Origin of the sequence: Streptomyces sp. NBC_00466 (genome assembly GCF_041433995.1) — a bacterium.
Classification (GTDB): domain Bacteria; phylum Actinomycetota; class Actinomycetes; order Streptomycetales; family Streptomycetaceae; genus Streptomyces.
In genome coordinates, this window is the sequence record NZ_CP107896.1 from 3,048,825 (window position 1) to 3,067,931 (window position 19,107).

At 71.2% G+C, this 19,107-nt stretch carries 16 protein-coding genes; 10 read left to right on the forward strand and 6 right to left on the reverse strand.

Going from position 1 to position 19,107, the window contains the following annotated elements:
- The first annotated feature begins 63 nt into the window (after positions 1–63).
- Both OG210_RS13435 and OG210_RS13440 read left to right on the forward strand, forming a co-directional pair.
- A complete protein-coding gene (locus tag OG210_RS13435; protein ID WP_328329280.1) occupies positions 64–498 on the forward strand; it encodes an Hsp20/alpha crystallin family protein in 435 nt (144 codons plus the stop codon).
- A 342-nt stretch (positions 499–840) separates the two neighbouring features.
- Positions 841–1,236 (forward strand): DUF2267 domain-containing protein, encoded by a 396-nt coding sequence (locus tag OG210_RS13440; RefSeq protein ID WP_328329278.1) that lies wholly within the window; start codon positions 841–843, stop codon positions 1,234–1,236.
- Between the two features lie 512 nt (positions 1,237–1,748).
- On the opposite strand, the gene OG210_RS13445 is transcribed toward OG210_RS13440, so the two are convergent.
- Both OG210_RS13445 and OG210_RS13450 read right to left on the reverse strand, forming a co-directional pair.
- Positions 1,749–2,801 (reverse strand): acyl-CoA dehydrogenase family protein, encoded by a 1,053-nt coding sequence (locus OG210_RS13445; protein ID WP_328329276.1) that lies wholly within the window; start codon positions 2,799–2,801, stop codon positions 1,749–1,751.
- A 242-nt stretch (positions 2,802–3,043) separates the two neighbouring features.
- Entirely contained in the window at positions 3,044–3,619 is a 576-nt protein-coding gene (locus OG210_RS13450) for a TetR/AcrR family transcriptional regulator (RefSeq protein WP_328329274.1), read from the reverse strand.
- A gap of 100 nt (positions 3,620–3,719) precedes the next feature.
- Between OG210_RS13450 and OG210_RS13455 the strand changes: the two genes are divergently transcribed.
- From OG210_RS13455 to OG210_RS13465, 3 genes are read left to right on the forward strand one after another with little or no spacing between them, the layout of a single operon-like run.
- A complete protein-coding gene (locus tag OG210_RS13455; protein ID WP_328329272.1) occupies positions 3,720–5,261 on the forward strand; it encodes an FAD-dependent monooxygenase in 1,542 nt (513 codons plus the stop codon).
- A 33-nt stretch (positions 5,262–5,294) separates the two neighbouring features.
- Entirely contained in the window at positions 5,295–5,948 is a 654-nt protein-coding gene (locus OG210_RS13460; protein ID WP_328329270.1) for a CatB-related O-acetyltransferase, read from the forward strand.
- A gap of 16 nt (positions 5,949–5,964) precedes the next feature.
- Positions 5,965–7,242, forward strand: a complete 1,278-nt coding sequence (locus OG210_RS13465) for an erythromycin esterase family protein (RefSeq protein ID WP_371536605.1) — start codon at positions 5,965–5,967, stop codon at positions 7,240–7,242.
- A 35-nt stretch (positions 7,243–7,277) separates the two neighbouring features.
- Here OG210_RS13465 and OG210_RS13470 read toward each other — a convergent pair whose 3' ends face one another.
- Entirely contained in the window at positions 7,278–8,588 is a 1,311-nt protein-coding gene (locus OG210_RS13470) for an aldehyde dehydrogenase family protein (protein WP_371536607.1), read from the reverse strand.
- Complete coding sequence (locus OG210_RS13475) at positions 8,585–10,981, reverse strand: MMPL family transporter (protein ID WP_371536610.1); 2,397 nt, start codon at positions 10,979–10,981, stop codon at positions 8,585–8,587. The genes OG210_RS13470 and OG210_RS13475 overlap by 4 nt, the downstream gene beginning before the upstream one ends.
- A gap of 610 nt (positions 10,982–11,591) precedes the next feature.
- On the opposite strand from OG210_RS13475, the gene OG210_RS13480 reads away from it, so the two are divergent.
- The 4 genes from OG210_RS13480 (at position 11,592) to OG210_RS13495 (ending at position 15,659) form a co-directional block, all read left to right on the forward strand.
- Positions 11,592–12,788, forward strand: coding sequence for an SDR family oxidoreductase (locus OG210_RS13480; RefSeq protein WP_371536612.1), 1,197 nt, complete (start codon positions 11,592–11,594; stop codon positions 12,786–12,788).
- A gap of 53 nt (positions 12,789–12,841) precedes the next feature.
- Positions 12,842–13,114 (forward strand): acyl carrier protein, encoded by a 273-nt coding sequence (locus OG210_RS13485; protein WP_328329260.1) that lies wholly within the window; start codon positions 12,842–12,844, stop codon positions 13,112–13,114.
- Positions 13,111–14,337, forward strand: a complete 1,227-nt coding sequence (locus tag OG210_RS13490) for a beta-ketoacyl-[acyl-carrier-protein] synthase family protein (protein WP_328329258.1) — start codon at positions 13,111–13,113, stop codon at positions 14,335–14,337. Before OG210_RS13485 ends, OG210_RS13490 begins: the two co-directional genes overlap by 4 nt.
- A gap of 131 nt (positions 14,338–14,468) precedes the next feature.
- Entirely contained in the window at positions 14,469–15,659 is a 1,191-nt protein-coding gene (locus tag OG210_RS13495; RefSeq protein WP_328329256.1) for a cytochrome P450, read from the forward strand.
- A gap of 158 nt (positions 15,660–15,817) precedes the next feature.
- Here OG210_RS13495 and OG210_RS13500 read toward each other — a convergent pair whose 3' ends face one another.
- The gene (locus OG210_RS13500) at positions 15,818–16,267 is read right to left on the reverse strand and encodes a hypothetical protein (protein WP_328329254.1); all 450 of its coding nucleotides are present in this window, start codon (positions 16,265–16,267) and stop codon (positions 15,818–15,820) included.
- Positions 16,268–16,405: 138 nt separating this feature from the next.
- Positions 16,406–17,089 carry a TetR family transcriptional regulator gene (locus OG210_RS13505; RefSeq protein WP_328329252.1) on the reverse strand — a complete coding sequence of 228 codons (684 nt, stop codon included), beginning with the start codon at positions 17,087–17,089 and terminating at the stop codon, positions 16,406–16,408.
- A 326-nt stretch (positions 17,090–17,415) separates the two neighbouring features.
- Between OG210_RS13505 and OG210_RS13510 the strand changes: the two genes are divergently transcribed.
- On the forward strand, positions 17,416–18,780 hold the full coding sequence (locus OG210_RS13510; RefSeq protein ID WP_328329250.1) for an FAD-dependent oxidoreductase: 1,365 nt from the start codon (positions 17,416–17,418) through the stop codon (positions 18,778–18,780).
- The last annotated feature ends 327 nt before the right edge of the window (positions 18,781–19,107 follow it).

Here is a 19,107-nt window from a genome sequence, read left to right on the forward strand (position 1 = left end):
TTACAACGGTGACAGACGAAGCGCATTGGCAGTTTCTGCCAGACCTGTGGAGGTGTATTCGCGATGTTGATGCGCACCGACCCGTTCCGTGAAATCGACCGGCTCGCCCAGCAGTTGACGGGCGTGACGGGCACCTGGTCCAGGCCGTCGGCGATGCCGATGGACGCCTACAGGGAGGGCGAGGAGTACGTGATCGCCCTCGACCTGCCCGGTGTCGCGCAGGACGCGATCGATATCGATGTCGAGCGGAACATGCTCACCGTCAAGGCCGAGCGGCGCCCGGCGGCGAAGGCAGAGGACGTGCACATGGAGCTCTCCGAGCGACCCCTGGGCGTCTTCTCCCGCCAGCTGATGCTGGCCGACACCCTGGACTCCGAGCGCATCACGGCCGACTACGACGCGGGCGTGCTGACCCTGCGCATTCCGATCGCCGAGCGGGCCAAGCGCCGCAAGATCGCGATCGGCGGCCAGCCCGAACACAGGGAAATCAGAGGCTGAGGACCGGTTTCCCGACCGCTCCCCCGGCCGCTTTCCCGACCGCGGCATCGTCGGAGGACGGGCAGACAGGCAGACGGGCACCAATCCCCACGGATCCCGTCCTCCGCTGATCCCGTCCTCCGTATTCCGCTCTGCGCACCCCTGCCGAAGGACCGCCAGAACCCGCGCGGAGGGCAGCGGCCTGCCACCAGATCAGGGAAACGCACCCGCCTCTCCGGCATCAGCCGGGGCGGCCGACGCCCGTACCGTCAGTCCTTCCTGCAAACATGAACGCCCTTGACCGAGAAAGGCAATCACTCCGCGATGATTCCGCTGCGTGAACCGGCCGCCACCCGATCCGGCATGACGTTTCACCAGATGCTGGAAAGAATCCGCTACGAAGGCGCATACCCCACCCGGGAGCGCGCCGAGGACGTCACGCACGCCGTGCTGGCAGCCCTGGGCCGTCAGCTCACCGGCGACGAACGAGTCGACCTCGCCGCCCGCCTGCCCATCGAGGCCGCCCTCGTCTTCACCAGCCAGATCCCCGACAGCCAACAGCTCACCGGCTGGGGATTCGTCAAGGAACTGGCCGGCCGCACGGGCGGTACGCCGGCGACCGCCCGCTGGGACACCGGAGCCGTCCTCGCCGCCGTCGGTCACCTGGCCGGCCCCGCCCTCCTGAACCGCATCCTCGCCCAGCTCCCCTCCGGATACGCGCTGCTCTTCGGCCGCGCCGAACTCATCCAGGCGGCATGACCGCTTCCGCACCCGAGCGGGCAGGGACAGCCGCCGCGAGTGCGAGGTTTGAACGGTTTGAAAGATTTGAAAGGTAAGGGGCTCGGGCTACGACATCGTCGTAGCCCGGTCGTTACCGGGGGACTACGGCGTGGATGGTCTTGCCGGAGCCGGGCCCTGGGGTGATGGTCAGCTCGCTGGTGAGGCGGCGGACCATAGGCCAGCCGAAGCCGCCGGTGCCACCGTTGAGGTCGGGTGTCCGTTCGCGTGGCGGTGCCGGGCTGGGATCGCTGACTGCGGCGGCTACCGCGTCCCGGTCGGCGCTGAGTTCGAGGGTGTAGCGACCGCCACACTTGCGCGGTGCGCTCCGGTGCAGCTTTCAGATAGCGGGGGCAGCCGGTCGGGCGGCGGGGTGGCCGTCGGGCGGTCGGGCAGCCACGGCCGACGAGGCCGAAGCAGCCCGCGTGGCCGGGCGCGCCCGCGCGGTACGGCGCAGCCCGCGCGGCCGGTGTCAGGTCCGGAACGCCGCGGTGTCAGATCCGCCGGAGCATCGCCCGCGCGGTTTCCGCGCGGAGCTGCCCGGTCTGCGCCTGAATCAGGTGGAACTGAGCCTCGCGCGCCAGCCGGCCCGCCGTGTTGCCGTACTGCACGGCACGGCCACCGGTCGCCGCCACACATGCGGTCGCGGCGCGCACGCCCAGGTCCAGCACCGCCCACCGGATCGCGATCCGTTCCTCGACCCCTTCTTCCGGGGGCAGTTCGACCCGCAGCGCATACGCTTCGGTGCGGAGCCGGGCTGCTTCTTCGGCCAGGCGGTGGCCGAGTGCCTCGTACTCGGCGCCCGCCCGGGGCGCGGAACGGATCAGGTAGTCCGCCGCGGCGCGGAGATGGCCGAAGACCGCGGGGTGGGAGTTCGCGTTCTCCAGGTCGTAGGCGAGGGACCAGGCCTTCCGGGGCTCCAGCGAAATCACATCGTCCGCGGGTACGACGACGTCGCGCAGTTCCACCGCCGCCGTGTGTGTCGCGTTCATCGCCCAGAGCGGGGGCGAGCCCACCGCAGCCAGCCTGCTGCCCTGTGCGGAACAGTCGATCAGCACGAACAATGCTTGGTCGTCAGGGGTGACGGCGCCGATGAAGGCCAGGTCGGCGAGGCCCCAGCCGGTCATCCACGGCACGCGTCCCCGCAGGCGCCAGCCGTCGCCGAGCGGTTCGGCGGTGACGGGTGGCCTCGGGTGGTTCAGAAAGGCGAATCCCGCGGTGGCGAGCCGTTCGCCCTTGCGGAGCGAGGGGAGCCTGCGCTCCCTCAACTCGGCGTTACCGCTCTTGAGCAGCCCTTTGACGAGGGCGAAGTGCTGGGTGAAGACGAACCACGTCGAGGGGTCGACCGCCGACAGGATCTCGTGGGCCTCCCAGACCACGCTGCGCGCGGACACGCCGCTGCCCGACCCCGGTTCGTAGCCGACGAGCCCGAAGGCACCGCTCCGGGCCAGCTCGTCGATATGCGAGCGGGGAACGCCCTCCTGCGCGGTCTCTTCCACGACCGGCAGGAGAACGTTGGCCGCGACCTCCGCCACTGCCGAGACCATCGGGTCTTCCGCAAGCTCAGCTCTGGTGGCCAAGGCTGTTGTCGCGCCAGGAATCCGCGGCATTGCCGCACCACCCTCTCTTCTCGGTCCGCCGGTCCATCGGTCCGTCGGTCCGTCGGCCGTCGGTCTGTCTGTCGTTCGGAAGCGCTCTTACTCTCCCCCGGACCGGCCGGACGCAAGCCCCGCTCCGCGGCGACCGGCGAAGCGCCTGGCCTGCGCGGCAGGCTGTGTGGCGGCAGGCTTCAGGAGGGGTTGCCCATGCCCGTGAACAGGGCGTCCAGGACACGGTCGACGTACTCGTGGGTCAGGGGTTCCTGGGTGATCAGGAACTGGAAGTAGAGCGGGCCGGAGAGGATCGCCATGGCCAGGCCCAGGTCGAAGGCGGGTGACAACTGGCCCTGGTCCCGGGCCTTTTCCAGCCGGGCTACGGTCATCTCGGCCTGCGGGGCGATGAAGCGCTCGTTGAGCGCGGCGGCGACCTGGGGGTTGTACTGAGCCTCGCCGACCAGGGCCTGGTACAGCGGGCCGAAGGGCGGATTGGCCAGCAGGTCGACGGCCGCGTGGATCTGCGTACGCAGGTCGGCGACGATGTCGCCGGTGTCGGGGTAGTCCAGGCTGGACTCGTGCATCGAGAGCAGTGAGTCGAGGAGCAGGGCGCCCTTGGACGGCCATCTGCGGTAGATGGTGTGCTTGCCCGAGCCGGCGCGGGCCGCGACCCCTTCGATGCTGAGCTTGGCGTAGCCGATCTCCTGGCCCAGTTCCAGCGTGGCCCGCATGATGGCCTTGGTCCGGTCGGCGCCGCGACGGGAATCGGTCATGTCACCACCCTAACGGCACGGCACGTGCCGTACTTGACGAACCCCGTTCGGTGCACTTTCCTTTCCGGCGCGACACGTGCCGTTCCGAGGGGGAGAGCGTATGGATGCCGACGTGATCATCGTGGGCGCCGGTCCGACCGGCTTGATGCTGGCGTGTGAGCTGCGTCTGGCCGGGGTGCGGCCGCTGTTGCTGGAGCGGCAACCGCAGCGACGGGACACCCCGAAGGCCGGTGGCCTCGGCGGACAGATCCTGGAACTGCTCTGCTACCGGGGCCTGTTGGAACGGTGCGAGGCCGCCTGCACCGGCCCCGCCCCGGCCCCCCGGTTCCCGTTCGGCGGCGTCCACCTCGACCTGACCCGGCTCGTCGACCCCCCGCTGCACGCCCTGCCGCTCCCACAGCAGAAGCTCGAAGAGCTGCTCGACGAGCGCGCCGGTGAGCTCGGGGTCGACATCCGCCGCGGGCACCAGGTGAGCGTGGTCGGCCAGGACGGGGCAGCGGTGACCGCGGAGGTGCTCGGCCCGGACGGACCGTACCGGGTGACCGCCCGCTACCTGGTGGGCTGTGACGGCGCTCGCAGCCGGGTCCGCGAGGGGGCGGGCATCGCGTTCCCGGGCACCGCCTATCCGGAGGTCAACCGGCTGGCCCAGGTCACCCTTCCCGACACGGTAACCGTGCTCGGCAACGGCGACCTCGGCGTACCCGGCTTCGGCACGGTCCGCGGGGGCTTCACCCGTACGGACCGCGGTCTTCTGGGCGTCGGCGCATCGCCCGATTCCCCCGTGGTCTCCCTCTACACCACCGAGGACGAGACCACCGAGTACGACGACGACACTCCGATGTCCCTGACCGAGTTCCAGGACAGCCTCCGTCGCGTCCTCGGCGTGGACCTGCCGATGGGCGAAGCGGTCCGGCTGTCGCGGTTCACCTTCAAGGCCCGGCAGGCCGAGCACTACCGGAAAGGGCGGATCCTGCTGGCCGGTGACGCGGCGCATCTGTTCCCCGCGACCGGTGTGGCGATCAACGCCGGCATGCTCGACGCGGTCAACCTGGCCTGGAAACTGGCCGCCGACGTCCACGGCCGGGCGCCCGGCGGCCTGTTGGACACGTACCACGGCGAACGGCACCTCGCCGGCGCGCGCACCATGCTGCACACCCGGGCACAGGTGGCGCTGCGGCGCGGAACCGATCCGGCCGCCGAAGCGCTCCGCGAGGTCTTCCAGGAGCTGCTCGCCGACGAGCAGCCGCTGCGCCGCATGGGGGCGCTCGTCGCCGGCTCCGACATCCGCTACCCGATGCCCGGATCATCCGGCGACCACCCGCTGGCCGGAACGTTCGTCCCCGATCTCACCCTGCATACCGACCGGGGCGTGACCGGCGTCGGCGAGCTCCTGCACACCGCACGGCCCGTCCTCCTGGACCTCGCCGGCCGCGAGGATCTCCGCAGGGCGGCCGGAGCCTGGCGGTCCCGCGTCGACGTCCACACCGCCAAGACCGACGACCGCCCGGCCGACGCCATCCTGATCCGCCCGGACGCACACATCGCCTGGGCCGCGGGCGTCGACGAGTCCGCCGACAACGCCGCGCCGGCGCTGCGCGAAGCGCTCACCCACTGGTTCGGCGCCCCCGACAACGACGCCTGACGGCCACGCCCTCCGGAGAGGAACCGACCACCGATGCCACCCGTTCCCGCCGACCCGGCCCTGCTGCATCCGATGCCCGGCCAGCCGCGGGTCGTACTGCTCAAGCCGCTCGTGACCTCACCGCTGATCGAGGTCGGGGAGTTCACGTACTACGACGATCCGGAGGACCCGACCGCCTTCGAGACACGCAACGTCCTGTACCACTACGGGCCCGAGAAGCTCGTCATCGGGAAGTTCTGCGCGCTGGGCGAGGGTGTGCGGTTCATCATGAACGGCGCCAACCACCGGATGGACGGCCCCTCGACGTTCCCCTTCCCGATCATGGGTGGTTCCTGGGCCGACCACTTCGACCTCATCACCGGTCTGCCAGGACGCGGCGACACCACGGTCGGGAACGACGTCTGGTTCGGGTACCGGGCCATGGTGATGCCCGGCGTCCGCATCGGTCACGGAGCAGTCATCGCCTCCGGCTCCGTCGTCGTCGACGACGTCCCCGACTACGGCATCGTCGGCGGCAACCCCGCCCGGCTGCTGCGCCGCCGCTACAGCGACGCCGACATCGACCGCCTCCTCGCCCTGGCCTGGTGGGACTGGCCCCTGCCGCACCTCACCGAGCACCTCCGTACGGTCATGTCGGGCACCGTCGACGACCTGGAGGCCGCGGCACCCGGCCCCTCCCCGCACTGAGAATCGAGCCGTCAGCATGTCCCGTTCATCCCTCGGCGCCCCGTTCACCGACTGGCTCCGTGAACGCGCCGTCCCGCTCGCCCACGTCGACCCCGAGGCACCGCTCGACGACCTGGAGCCGCTGCGCGGCATCATCGGTGACGCCCGCGTCGTCGCGATCGGCGAACACTCCCACTTCATCGAGGAGTTCTCACTCCTGCGCCGCCGCGTCCTGCGGTTCCTCGCCGAGCGCTGCGGCTTCACCGTCCTGGCCTTCGAGTACGGCTTCAGCGAAGGCTTCCCCCTGGATGCCTGGGCCGGGGGAGAGGGTGCGGAGGAGGACCTGGCGGTCCACCTCGCCACGGCGGTTCCGGTGGGGCTCACCGAGCCCCTGCAATGGGTCCGCCGGCACAACCGCACGGCCTCACCGCCGGTGCGCTTCGCCGGGATCGACATCCCGGCGGCGGGCGGTTCCCTGCTTCCCGCCCTGACCCCGGTCGTCGACTACCTGCGCCGCGTCGACCCCGAGACCGTGCCGGCGGCCGAGACGGCGATACGGATCGCCGCGACGTTCGCCGGCGGCTCCGCAGCCGTGGCCGCGCCCGCCTGGGCGCGCCTGCCCGCCGCCGAACAGGACGCCCTCACCGCGATCCTCGCGCGCCTGCTCGTACGGTTCCGTTCCCTCGAACCGCTGTACGCCGACCGCGGCGGCCGACACGACTACGACGTCGCCCTGCACCGCCTCGAAGGCGCCTGCCACGGCGACCACACCTTCCGCGCCATGGCCGGCCTGTTCGCGGGGGACGGCCTCACCGCCGACACCTCGGCCCGGGACGCCTACATGGCCAGGTCGGTCCGCTGGCACCTGGAACGCTCCGGACCCGGCACCCGCATCGTCCTGGCAGCCCACAACGCCCACATCCAGACGGCGCCCATCTCCTTCGACGGCCGCCTCACGGGGCTGCCCATGGGACAGCAGCTGCACCGGGCGCTCGGCGACGACTACTTCGCCCTCGGCCTGACCAGCATCGCCGGGCACACCGCGGAAATGCACCGCGACGAGAAGGCACCCTTCGGCTTCACTCTCGGCGACACGCCGCTGGAGCAGCCCGAACCCGGCAGCGTCGAGGCCGCCTTCGCCGACGCCGGACTCGGACTCGGCATCGCCGACCTCCGCCGGGCACGCACGGAGGCCTCCGGCCACCCCGACCGCATCCGGTTGCAGAGCACCTATGTGCACACCCCGGTACTCGACGCATTCGACGGCGTCCTCACCACCCCGGCTTCCACGGTCACCGCGGACCTCCGCATCTGACGACCGGACGGGTGGGCAGCCTCCTCGCCCGTACGTCAGGCCGATGTCCGGCGACCGGGCCTCCCGCAGTGGCGGGGGTGGCGGTTGAGGTGGATGTCGTCGGCGGCCAGGCAGGCGAACTGGCCGGCGAGATAGGTGGCACGGGCGTTGGTGATCACAGTGGCGTGGCGGCCCGTGTGGCGGGCGAGTTCGAGAACGTCGGACCAGTGGCTGTAGCGCACCACGACCGCGAGCGGGCCCGGCGGTACGGCGGCAGGCAGTCCGGGGTCGAGGGCGGCGGTGGCGACGACCGCTTCGTGCAGGTAGGGGTGGATGTCCGGGCGGGGGGTGCCGGTGAGCACCGGGCGGAACGGTCCGTCGGCGCCGTCGGCGGAGACGCGTCGCACGAAGTGAGTGAAGTCATCGACGCAGTGGCTTCCCGGAAGGGAGGACATCGCGCCCGCCGGCAGTTGAGCGGCTGTCGCGGTGAGCCGGCGCAGGAGTGCGTCGTGATGCTTGTCGTGGGCGACGACGAGCGGGGCGGCCGTGCAGCCACGCCCGGCCCGGTCGAAGCAGGCGCGGCGAGCTTGCGCGACGGCCGTGGGCAGGTCGGCGTCGTGACGGACGATGAACATGCCGGGACGGTACGTCCCCGCGGTGGCCGGCGGGCAGCACCGTGGGACAACGGTGTCCGCATGCTCGTCGAGCACAGCGGCGGTGATGGATCCGGTGGGGGCGACGACCAGCTGCCAGGTTCCCGGGGTCAGGCCGGAGGCCGTTGCCGCTGCGCACAGTCGGGCGGCGAGCACCGCGGTGCGCGGGGAGACGTGGCTGATGACGGCGCTGCCGGTCAGGAGGGCGGGCAGCGCGGCTTCGAGCAGCGATACGAGGGGCTTGCAGTCCTCGGCGTGTGTGGCGACGGTTTCGGGCGGCTGCGGAGGCTGTCGGCGGATGGAGGCGAGGGAAGGGAGGCGCGTGCGGTGGTGTCGCACGGTGCGCCGGGCGTCGCGCAACTCGGCCGCCGCGTCGGCGCCGCTCAAGCCCGAGCCATGGGCCAGGAGTGCACAGAGGTACGTACGGTGCTGGCTGATCCACGTGTGGAGGCCGGCCAGGGCGCTCCTGCGGCAGCCGGCCGAGGACTGCGACCAGGTCTGCCGGGCGGCCGCGGCCGTGGTGACCGCCGCAAAGACGTCCGCGGGCGTGGAGTGGGGGATGGCGGCGGCCCGCTGATCGGTCAGCAGACTGCGTACGTCGCTGACGGGTCCGGTGCCGCTGACGGCCATGGCCTGCTGGGCGGCGGCCGGCAGCGGACCGCCGAGGAGCGCGGTGGCAGTGGCGGTGAGGAAGGGCGGGGTCCGCCGGTTCATCGCTGTCCTTCTCCCTGTCGGCCGGCCGGCCCTCCTTCTCTACTGATGGCCCCCTGTTGATCGCCCGCACCTCGTTGACCGCCCGCGAGGGGTTCGGAAGGTGCGGGTGTGGGAGGTCCGGCGGGTCGCGGCACTGGGGCGGCGGCGGCCGGTGTGGTGGGGCGCCGGGGCCGGAAGCCGCTCGGTACCCACCAGTTGACGTTTCCGGCCAGTGCCATGACCGCGGGGACCAGCAGGGGCCGGATGAGCAAGGTGTCGATGAGCAGTGAGAGTGCGACGGTGACACCGATGAGCTTGATCACGGTGATGTCGGCGGAGGCGAGCGCGAGCAGTACGGCGATGACGACGGCGGCGGAGGCCGTGAACAGCGGTGCGGCGGCCTGTAGTCCGGCCGCTGTCGCGCGGACCGTGTCGCGGGTGTGGGCATGGGCCTCTCCGATACGGGAGAGCAGGAGCACCTCGTAGTCCATGGAGAGCCCGAACGCCAGGCAGATCGCCACCATCGGGGTCAGCAGATCGGTGGTGCCGGTGACGGTGAACTCCCCCACCCATGACCGCAGATGGCCCTCCTGGAAGACCCAGACCATGCCACCCGCCGTCGCCGTGAGGCTGAACAGGTTCATCAGCAGCGCCTTGACGGGCAGGAAGAGGCTGCGGGTGAACACCCCGAGGAGGGCCAGGGTGCAGAGGATGACCAGCGCGGCGGCGTAGGGGAGCTGTCGGGCGACGGCTGCTTCGATGTCGGACAGCTCGGCCGCCGGCCCGGCGAGCCGTACGGCAACCGGGGAGCCGGTGACGCGTACGGAGCGCGCCAGCTGTGTTCCGGCCGGGCCGTAGGCCGCCGGTGGGCCGCTCACGGCGACCCATGTCCCGGCTGCCGCGCGGTGGCGGTCGGCGAGGTCGGCGCACGTGACCCTTCGTACGACCGAATCCGTGAGGGCCGCGGGGCAGCTCATGACAGAGCGCCCGGAAACGTAGATGCCGGTGACGGTACGCACGCCCGCGGCTCCCGGCAGGGCGGACAAGTGGCGTGCGTAGGCGTCCAGTTCGGACCGGCGCTGCGGCCGGTCGGCCTGCCAGTGCGGCAGTACCACGTCGATGGGGGAACCCGCGGCCGCGGGAAGGTCGGCGCGCAGGGCACGTGCCGTGCTTGCCACGGGCGCGGTCCTGGGGAGGACGCGCTCGTCACTGAGACCGAAAACGGCGCTGCGGAACGGCAGTGCGAGCGCGGTCAGCACCAGCAGACCGCCGACGCCCACCACCACGGGGCGCCGCATGACCGAAGTGGCCAGCCGGTACCACCGCCCGCGCTCCACGGGCCCCCGCAGGCGCCGGCGCGCGAACCAGTCCGCGCCGGCCCGTCTTTCGCCCAGGCAGGACAGGGCAGCCGGGACCACCAGGAGCGCGACGGCGGCAGCCAGCGCCACGACCGCCAGCCCCGCCCAGGCGAGGGAGCGCAGGAAGTACAGCGGAAAGAGCAGCAGCCCGGTCAGTGCGGACCCGATGACCGCCGCGGACACCACGACGATACGGCCGCCCGTGGTCATCATCCGCTGGATCGCGGCGTCATGAGGTACGCCGGCAGCGCGCTCCTCCCGGTAGCGGGCGACCAGGAACAGGCTGTAGTCGACGGCCATGGCCAGGCCCACCGCGGTAGTGAGGTTCAGCGCGAATACCGACACCTCCGTCAACGTGGTCAGCGCGCGCAGCACTGCCATGGCCCCTGCGACAGCCACCGCGCCGACGGCCAGCGGCAGCAACGCGGCCCACAGACTCCCGAAAGCCCACAGCAGGAGGATCAACACCGCGGGGGCGGCGATGAGTTCGGCGGTCCGCAGGTCTCGTTCACTCTGGTCTTCGAGATCTCTGAGTGCTGCGGCCTGCCCCGTCGCTCCGACTCTCAGTGGCCCCTGGCGTCCGGTGACTTCGGGGAGCAGCCGGTCCACCGCTCCACGCACTTCGCCGGGGCTGCCGTGCAGGCGCACCAGGGCCGCGGCAGTGTGCCCGTCCCGGGTACGGAGGTGCTGCGTCAGCGCGTTCGCCGCGACTGCCGCTGCGGGTGTTGCCGGTGTTGCCGGTGTGCCGCGACGAACGGCGCCGGTCCAGTAGGAGTCCACATCGGTGACGTGGTGGTCGGCGAGCAGGCGGGAAACCAGCCGCAGGCCGGTGCGCCGGGCGTCCGGCGCGTCGACCGTGCCCCGGGTGTGAATCAGCAGAACGAAGTCGGGCGCACCGCCGCCGAAGCCTTCCATGGTCTTGTGGGTCACGGCGGAGGGAGCGGAATCGGGGACGAAGCCGCCGTTGACCAACCGCCCGCTGACGTCGTATCCGGCCAGGGCGAAGAGCAGGGTCAGTGCCGTGGCCAGCAGCAGTACGGCGCGCCGCCATCGCACGGCGACGCGCCCTGTCGCGGCGAGCAGGCGGCCGGGGCCGCGGGGCGCTGTCCCACGTGGGTGCGGTGTCCCCTTGTCCCGAGCGCAGTCCCGCGGGCAGTCCCGCCCTGTGTCCCGCCCTGTGTCCCGTGCGGTGTCCCGCCCGGTGTCCCGTGGGCCCATGCATCTCTCATTCAGTTCGAGCGGCCCCGGCTTCATCGTTCGCGCCGGTGGTGACCGCCTGGCCGCTTGACCGCTTCGCCGGTTGGCCCCTTCGGGCAGGTAATTCCACGGAGGAAACGACGCACAGCCGGTCCAGGGCACGGTTGGCTTCTGCCTGCCGCTCAGCCGTGAATGGGGCGCTGGCGCCGCTGACTTGACGTTTGACTTGAATTTTGACTTGGAGGATGACTTGAAGAACGTCCGCAGTAATCCGGCGTGAAGAAAATATTCGAAGCAGCGGAATATATCCCTCGATGGAGTGGAACTGAGCCCGGATGCACCCCTCCGGCCATATCGGGTACTGCGGTGTCTTCCGGCCGGTATAGGTTCGGGCACCTCGTGAGACAGAAGACAGAATTCCGCGTACGCAAGCCACTCCACCACTCCACAGAGAATGCGAAGACGGGCCATGCCGGACACGGTGCACTCGACCGAACAGGCCGCCGGACTCCCGTACGAGAGGCCCACCGGCTCCACGATCGCCATGAGCGGCGCCACCGGATTTCTCGCATCGCACCTGCTGCTGCGCCTGCTGCCGCATGACACCGGGGTGGTGGCCCTGGTGCGGAAGCCCCCGCACCGGGCTCTGGCCTCCCTGGCCTGCGCCCTGCGCTCGGCGGGAGCACCGGCCGGGACCGTGGAACGGATCCCCCGCCAGGTACGTGCGGTCCAGGTACGTCTCGACCGCCCGCAACTAGGGCTTACCGACAGGGAATTCCGCACCATCGCCGACAGTGTCGACGCCGTATGGCACTGTGCCGCGCTCACCAAACTCCATGGCGCCGCCGAGGAACTGCACCGCACCAACGTGGAAGGGACCCGGCAGATTCTCGCCCTGGCGACAGCGGGCAGCCGCAGACCGCCGCTGTTTCACATCAGTACGGCATTCGTGGCCGGGGCACAGTTGGAAGGCGTCGTCCCGGAACGGCAGTTGGAATCCACCCGAGGATTCCTCACTCCCTACGAGGAGTCCAAATACCGCGCCGAGAAACTGGTCCACCACTGGGCACGTGACAACAGCCGGAGTGCCACGGTCTTTCGGCCCAGTGTGCTGCTGAGCGACCGTCGCGCCCTGCCCCGGGCCCCGCAGCACACCTACGCCGTCCTGGCCGCCAAGCTCGCCCTGTTCCTGCGGCATTCGCTCAACGGTGCGCCGGACCCGGCGCCTTCCCCGGCATCCGGCCGTACGGGGCAGCTGGTGGTCCGTCTGCTCGGCGCACCCGACGCCGGTATCAACCTACTGCAGGTCGAGGACGCCGCACTGGCCATGCTGCGGCTGGCAGGGCGCACGCCCAGCGGGCCCGGGGCACGCGTCCACCACATCGTGCACCCCGCCGAGACGCCCGTGGAACGGGTCAATGACGCACTGCAGCGGTCCGTTCCCCGGCTCCGTCTGGAGCTGGTCGCCGACCGCCCGGACCCCACGAGTCTGGAGCGCGCCGTCGACCAGTACGGGGCCGAGGCCACCGCCTACCTCGGGCTGCGCCGTCACTACGAACGCAGCAGCCTGGCGGACCTGGAGCGCCATGGACTGATCAGCCCTCCTGCACCCATCGACAGTTCCTATCTCGACGCCGTCCTCAGCCCGCCGACGCCGACCCGCTGACTCAGCCCGCCGCCCCCCATCCCGCCGCCCCGTCTGCCACCACAGGAGTAAACATGAGCGTTCCGATGCAGGAGCCGATGCAGGACCAGATCGCCGGCATCATCTGCGAACACTTCGGTATCGACCTGGCCGAGATCACGCCATCCACCACGTTCGACGACCTGGACATGGACTCGCTTGCTCTGGCGGAGACCGTCGTCGTACTCGAAGACCGGTACGGCCTCCAATTCCCCGACATCGAGGGCTCGTTCAGCCCTGGAGTGACCCTGGCGCAGGCGGCCGAAGCCCTCTCGCGGCTGCTGGCGGCCACTCCCGCCGCGTCATGACCGCCCGCTCCGTATCCGTCACCGGCCTCGGTATGACCACCCCCGCCGGTGTGGGGGCCGCAGCGACCTGGGCCCGCTTGTGCGAAGGCACCTCCACTGCCACACCGGATCCGCGACTGGACGGCATGCCGGTCGCCTTCTCGTGCCAGATCCCCGAGTTCGACGCGGTCAGAGCCATCGGCCGCCGCATCGTCTGGCGTACCGACCGGTTCGTGCACCTCGCACTCCTCACCGCACGGGAAGCCCTCGCGGACGCCGGTCTCGACCCCGCCACCTGGGACGGCAACCGGGTCGGTGTCGTGATCGGCGTCGGCGGAAGCAGCCAGGACACCGCCTCGCGCGAGTACGAGCAGCTGGCCCGTGGCGCCTACCGGGCGCTGTCGCCGACCGACGTGCCCCGCTCCATGCCCAACATGGCTCCCGCCGAGATCGCCATCGACTGCCAGGCCACCGGGCCCAACTTCGCCGTCAGCACCGCCTGCGCGTCGGGGGCCACTGCCATCGGCCTCGCCCGCGACCTGATCGTCTCCGGAACGTGCGACATCGTCATCGCCGGAGGCAGCGAATCCGCGGGATCCTCACGCCTGGCCGCCGGAGCGTTCTGGCGGATGGGTGCCCTCTCCACCCGTTGTCACGACCCCGCCGGAGCCTCCCGCCCCTTCGACGCCGACCGTGACGGCTTCGTCCTCGGCGAAGGCGCCGGCATCCTGATCCTGGAGGAAACCCGCCACGCCAGAGCGCGGCGTGCCCCCGTCCGCGCCCACCTGGCTGGTTACGGCACCACCTGCGACGCCCATCACTGGACCACCCCGCACCCAGGGGGGCGCGGCACCGTACAGGCCCTGCGCACCGCTCTCGGGGACGCCGCTCTCACGCCCGCCGACATCGGCCACGTCAACGCCCACGCCACCTCCACCCCCGCCAACGACATCAGCGAAGCCGAGGCCCTGCGCACCGTCTTCCCCACACCCCCGCCCGTCACCGCCACCAAGAGCGTCATCGGCCACGCCATCGCGGGCGCCGGTGCGATCGAGGCGGCGGTCAGCGTCCTGAGCCTCACCAGCCAGACCATTCATCCCACCGCCAACCTCGACCGGCCCGACCCCGCCATCGACCTCGACATCGTCACCAAACAGCCCCGGCGCCAACGGATGACCGCTGTGGCCAGTACCTCCATCGGCTTCGGCGGCCAGAACACCGCCCTGATCTTCACCACCGCATGACCCGCTCCGCGCCCCCCGCAGGACCGTCGGCGCACTCGGCCTGCCCCCTCGTCGCGGCCTGCCCACCCCACGTGATCCGCCCGCCCCTCCTGGCGTGCCCAACCCTCAACGAAGGGGGGTCCGGTACGGCGTTGGGCCGGCTCACCGGGCCGGCCGGCCCCGCCCTGCGCCCCGTCACTCTCGCGGGCGGTCTGCGCGCCTGGGCCGCGACGGACGCTGCCGTGTCCCGCGCCGTACTCACCGATCCGCGTCTGACCAATGACGTCAGCGAGGTGGGCCGGCCCGTGCAGGGCTTCCCCGTCCGCCGCTATCCGGAGGATTTCTTCGCCCACGCACCGCAGCTGCTCTCCGCCTCCGGAGACCGTCACCGCAGGATGCGCCGGATCGTGGCTCCCTTCTTCACCGCCGCCGCAGCAGCGGGGACGGCCGCCAGGCTGCGGTGCGAGGCCGCACAGATCATCCGGTGCCTGGCCGGCCGCGACCGCGTCGACATCGTCGCCGATCTCGCCCTGCCGCTGGCAGCTGCCACAGTCGGGGAGGTCCTCGGCATTCCGCCCGAGCGACGCCGGACAGCGGTGACGGCCGCTCTTGCCGCCAGCGCGTCAGCTCCGGGGACGGAGGCGGCCCGGTCGGCGCACCGCGCCTTCTCCCGAACCGTCCTGCAGGTCATCAGCGGCGCCCGCCGCTCCCCCACCCCCACTGCGGCTACCGCCGTGCTGCACGCCAACCGAGCGGGAGAACTCACCAGCGCCGAAATGGCCGGAATGCTCGGGATGCTGCTCATCGGCACCGTCGACTCGCTCGCCACCGTCATCCCGGCCGGCACGCTCCTGGCCATGCGGCGCCCCGACGTCGGACGCGGTCTCAGCCAGGGGCCCGGTAACGGGTCCAGCTGCAGCGCCGCACACACGAGGGCGCTGACCGAGGAGATCCTGCGGCTGAACCCGCCCTTCCAGCACACCGGTTGGCGCTTCACCCGGGAGCCCTGCCGTATCGCGGGCATCTCCTTGCCCCAGGGCACCGTGGTGGTCGCCTCCCTGCTCTCCGCCAACCTCGACCCCGCGGTCTGGCCCGACCCGCTGCGGGCCGATCCACACCGTCGGGCGCCCAGCGGCCATCTGTCCTTCGGACACGGACCGCACTACTGCCTCGGCGCGGCGCTCGGACGCCAACTCGTCCACGACGCCCTCGTCGGCCTCTTCAGCCGACTCCCCCGCCTGAGCCTCGCCGCCCCCGCGGACGAACTCACTTGGCACGGCGCCTGCTTGCGCAGGATGGACCGGCTTCCCGTGGACACTCACGCCTCAGCCCCCACTGGCTGATGGTGATGCTGCGGTCGTTCGACTGCCGGCCGGGGTAGCCGGGCAGCACCGCCCTGGCCCCGGCCGGAAAGCCCCGGGCCATTGGCCCGGGGCTTTCCGATCGGCTTCCAGTCAGATTCCGTCGGCTTCCAGTCGGCTTCCGGCCGGCTCTCCCGGGCCTACCGAGGATGCGCCCTGGCGTGGTCCGTCAGGAGGGACCAGATCACGAAGACGCCGATCGCGATGGCGACGAACGCCCAGACCGGCTGGTACGGCAGCCACATGAAGTTCGCGACAACGCTGATCGAGGCCATGAAGACCCCGATCCAGCGGGCCCAGGGGGCGCCCCTGAAGATGCCGAGAGCGGTGAGGACGAGGAGCACACCGATGACCAGGTGGATCCAGCCCCAGCTGGTCAGACTGAACTGGTACGCGTAGTGGCCGACGTGCGTGTAGACGTTGTCCTTCGCGATGCCGACGATGCCGTTGAGCACAGCCAGCACGCCGTCCACGAACAGCAGCACACCGGCGAACAGGGTTCCACCGCTTGCCCACGCGCTGCCGCTGTCCCTGTTGGGCTGCGTGTGGTGAGGTGTAGGCCCCCCGGAGGGGGCTGCGGACTGAGCCATGAGAGCCTCCTTCGCCGGGTCATTCGGACTGGACCACGGCGTGGTCTCCGACGCTCCGCTTCCACGGCTTCCACCACCACCCGAGCAGGGCCATTCGGGTGAATTTGTTCGAGCGCCTGCGCGATCAGGTCCGCCCGGTCACACCCCCACCGGCCCCCGGTCCACCGGTGCGCCCGCCCACGGCCCCCCGGCCGCCGAGCCGAGGTTGTCGAGGCACACGTCCACCAGGTGCAGCAGGCTGTCGAGGTCCCGGCTGCCGCTCGCCTGCCAGGTGCGGACGGCGACCGTCATGGCGCAGGCGTGCATCGACACCAGGAGCTGGGGCCGCGGGTCGGCCGGGTCCGCGAGGTGCTCCCGCGCGGCGAGGATCCCGGCGAGTGCGTCCTGCTCGCTCAGCAGGACGCTGTGCAGGGAGACGAGCAGGCCCGGTGTGACCGCCACGAGGTGCAGTACGGCGAGGCAGGCCGGCGTGGAGCGGTACTCGGGAAAGGCCCGCGCCACCTCGGTCAGGGCACGGCGGGTGGCTTCGCGCAGCGCGGTCAGCGGTGGCTCGTCCGGGGGCCTGCGGTCCAGTTCGCTCAGGGTGAGTACGGCCATCTCGCGGAACACCGCGAGCAGCACGTCCTCCTTGCCCGTGAAGTACCGCAGCAGCGTGCGTTTGGACACATCGGCCGCGGCCGCGATGTCGTCCAGCGTGGTGCCGTCGAAGCCGCGGGAGCCGAACAGGTCGAGGGCCGCGTGGCAGAGCGCGTCGCGGGTCCGGAGTTTCTTGCGGGCGCGCAGGCCGGCGGACGCGGTGCGTGCGGCCGGGCTGGGTTGCATACGGGGTTCCTCCTGGCGAAACGGCGTACCGGCGGCCCGGTCCGTACCGTGGGCAGCCAGGGGATTCTGTCACCTGGTGCCATATGCTTTCGGGTGACACGCCTGTCCGGTTCCCGGCGGCAGGGGTGGCGCCGATCCCGTCAGAGGATCCCCAGGTGGACCGGACGTGGGGGTCATGGCTCTGGGGATCACGGCCGTGGGGAGCACGACCGTGAGGATCAGGGCCGTGGGGGCCGCAGGCCCTTCGACCGCCGCCGCCCGTTGACCGCCGCCGTCCGGCGGGCCTGTCGAACCGTCTGTCCGCGTTGCCTGGAGGAACGTCCCGTATGTCTCGTCCCATCCGTGTCGCGATCGTCGGTGCCGGTCCGGCCGGCATCTACGCCGCCGACGCCCTGCTGAAGTCCGACGCCGCCCAGGCCCCGGGTGTCTCCATCGACCTGTTCGAGCGGATGCCCGCACCGTTCGGGCTGATCCGCTACGGGGTCGCCCCGGACCACCCGCGGATCAAGGGCATCATCACCGCTCTGCACAAGGTGCTGGACAAGCCGCAGATACGGCTCTTCGGCAATGTGGACTACCCCAACGACCTCACGCTGGACGACCTGCACCGCTTCTACGACGCCGTCGTCTTCTCCACCGGCGCGATGGCGGACCGTGCCCTGGACATTCCCGGGATAGCCCTGGACGGCTCGTTCGGCGCCGCGGACTTCGTGTCCTGGTACGACGGCCACCCGGACGTCCCGCGGACCTGGCCGCTGGAGGCCGAGAAGGTCGCCGTTCTCGGGGTGGGCAATGTCGCCCTGGACGTCGCACGGATCCTGGCCAAGACCGCCGATGAGCTGCTGCCCACCGAGATCCCGCCGAACGTCCACAGCGGGCTGCAGCAGAACAAGGCCGTCGAGGTCCACGTCTTCGGACGCCGCGGACCCGCGCAGGCCAAGTTCAGCCCGATGGAGCTGCGCGAGCTCGACCACTCGCCCAACATCGAGGTCGTCGTCAACCCCGAGGACATCGACTACGACGAGGGCTCGATCGCCACCCGCCGTGGTGACAAGCAGGCCAACATGGTGGCCTCCACCCTGGAGAACTGGGCCATTCGCGACGCCGGCGACCGGCCGCACAAGCTCTTCCTGCACTTCTTCGAGTCCCCGGAGGAGATCATCGGCGAGGACGGGCGCGTGGTCGGGCTGCGTACGGAGCGCACCGAGCTCGACGGCACCGGCAACGTCCGTGGCACCGGCCGCTTCACCGACTGGGACGTCCAGGCCGTCTACCGTGCGGTCGGCTACCGCTCGGACGAGCTGCCCAAGCTGCCCTTCGACGTGGCCTCCGGCACCGTCCCCCACGAGGCCGGGCGCGTACTGGCAGCCGACAGCAGCCACCAGACCGCCGTCTATGTCACCGGCTGGATCAAGCGCGGCCCGATCGGGCTCATCGGCCACACCAAGGGCGATGCCAACGAGACCGTCGCCTGCCTCCTCGACGACCACGCCGCGGGCCGCCTCCCCGGTGCCGACCTGCCGGACCCGGATGCCGTCACCGGTTTCCTGGCCGAGCGCGGCGTGCGGTACACCACGTGGGACGGCTGGCACCAGCTCGACAGCCACGAGCGGAGCCTGGGCGACGCGGAGGGCCGCGAGCGCGTGAAGGTCGTCGAGCGCGAGGACATGCTCCGCCACAGCGGCGCCTGACGAGCGCCTGGCAGACAGCACCCGCGGGCGGCCGGGTGCCACGCGTCGTGAAGGAAGACCGACGCGGTGGCACCCGGCCGCCCGCTGCCGTACGGTCCGCCGAGCCCGCTGCCGTACGGTCCGCCGAACCGGCCGGCCCAGAGGTCTCCGAAGGCTCCAAGAAGCCCGGCGCACACCGCACTTGCTTCAAGTGCACCGGGCTGGCCGGTCTTCAGCCGGGACGTAGAGCGCAGCGCGGTGGGCCGGGAGCCGTAGGCCCTGGCGCGAGCGCTGCGGCGTGGCGTCCGCTGACACAGGGTGTGCGGTCTTGACATGGTGCGTACGGAG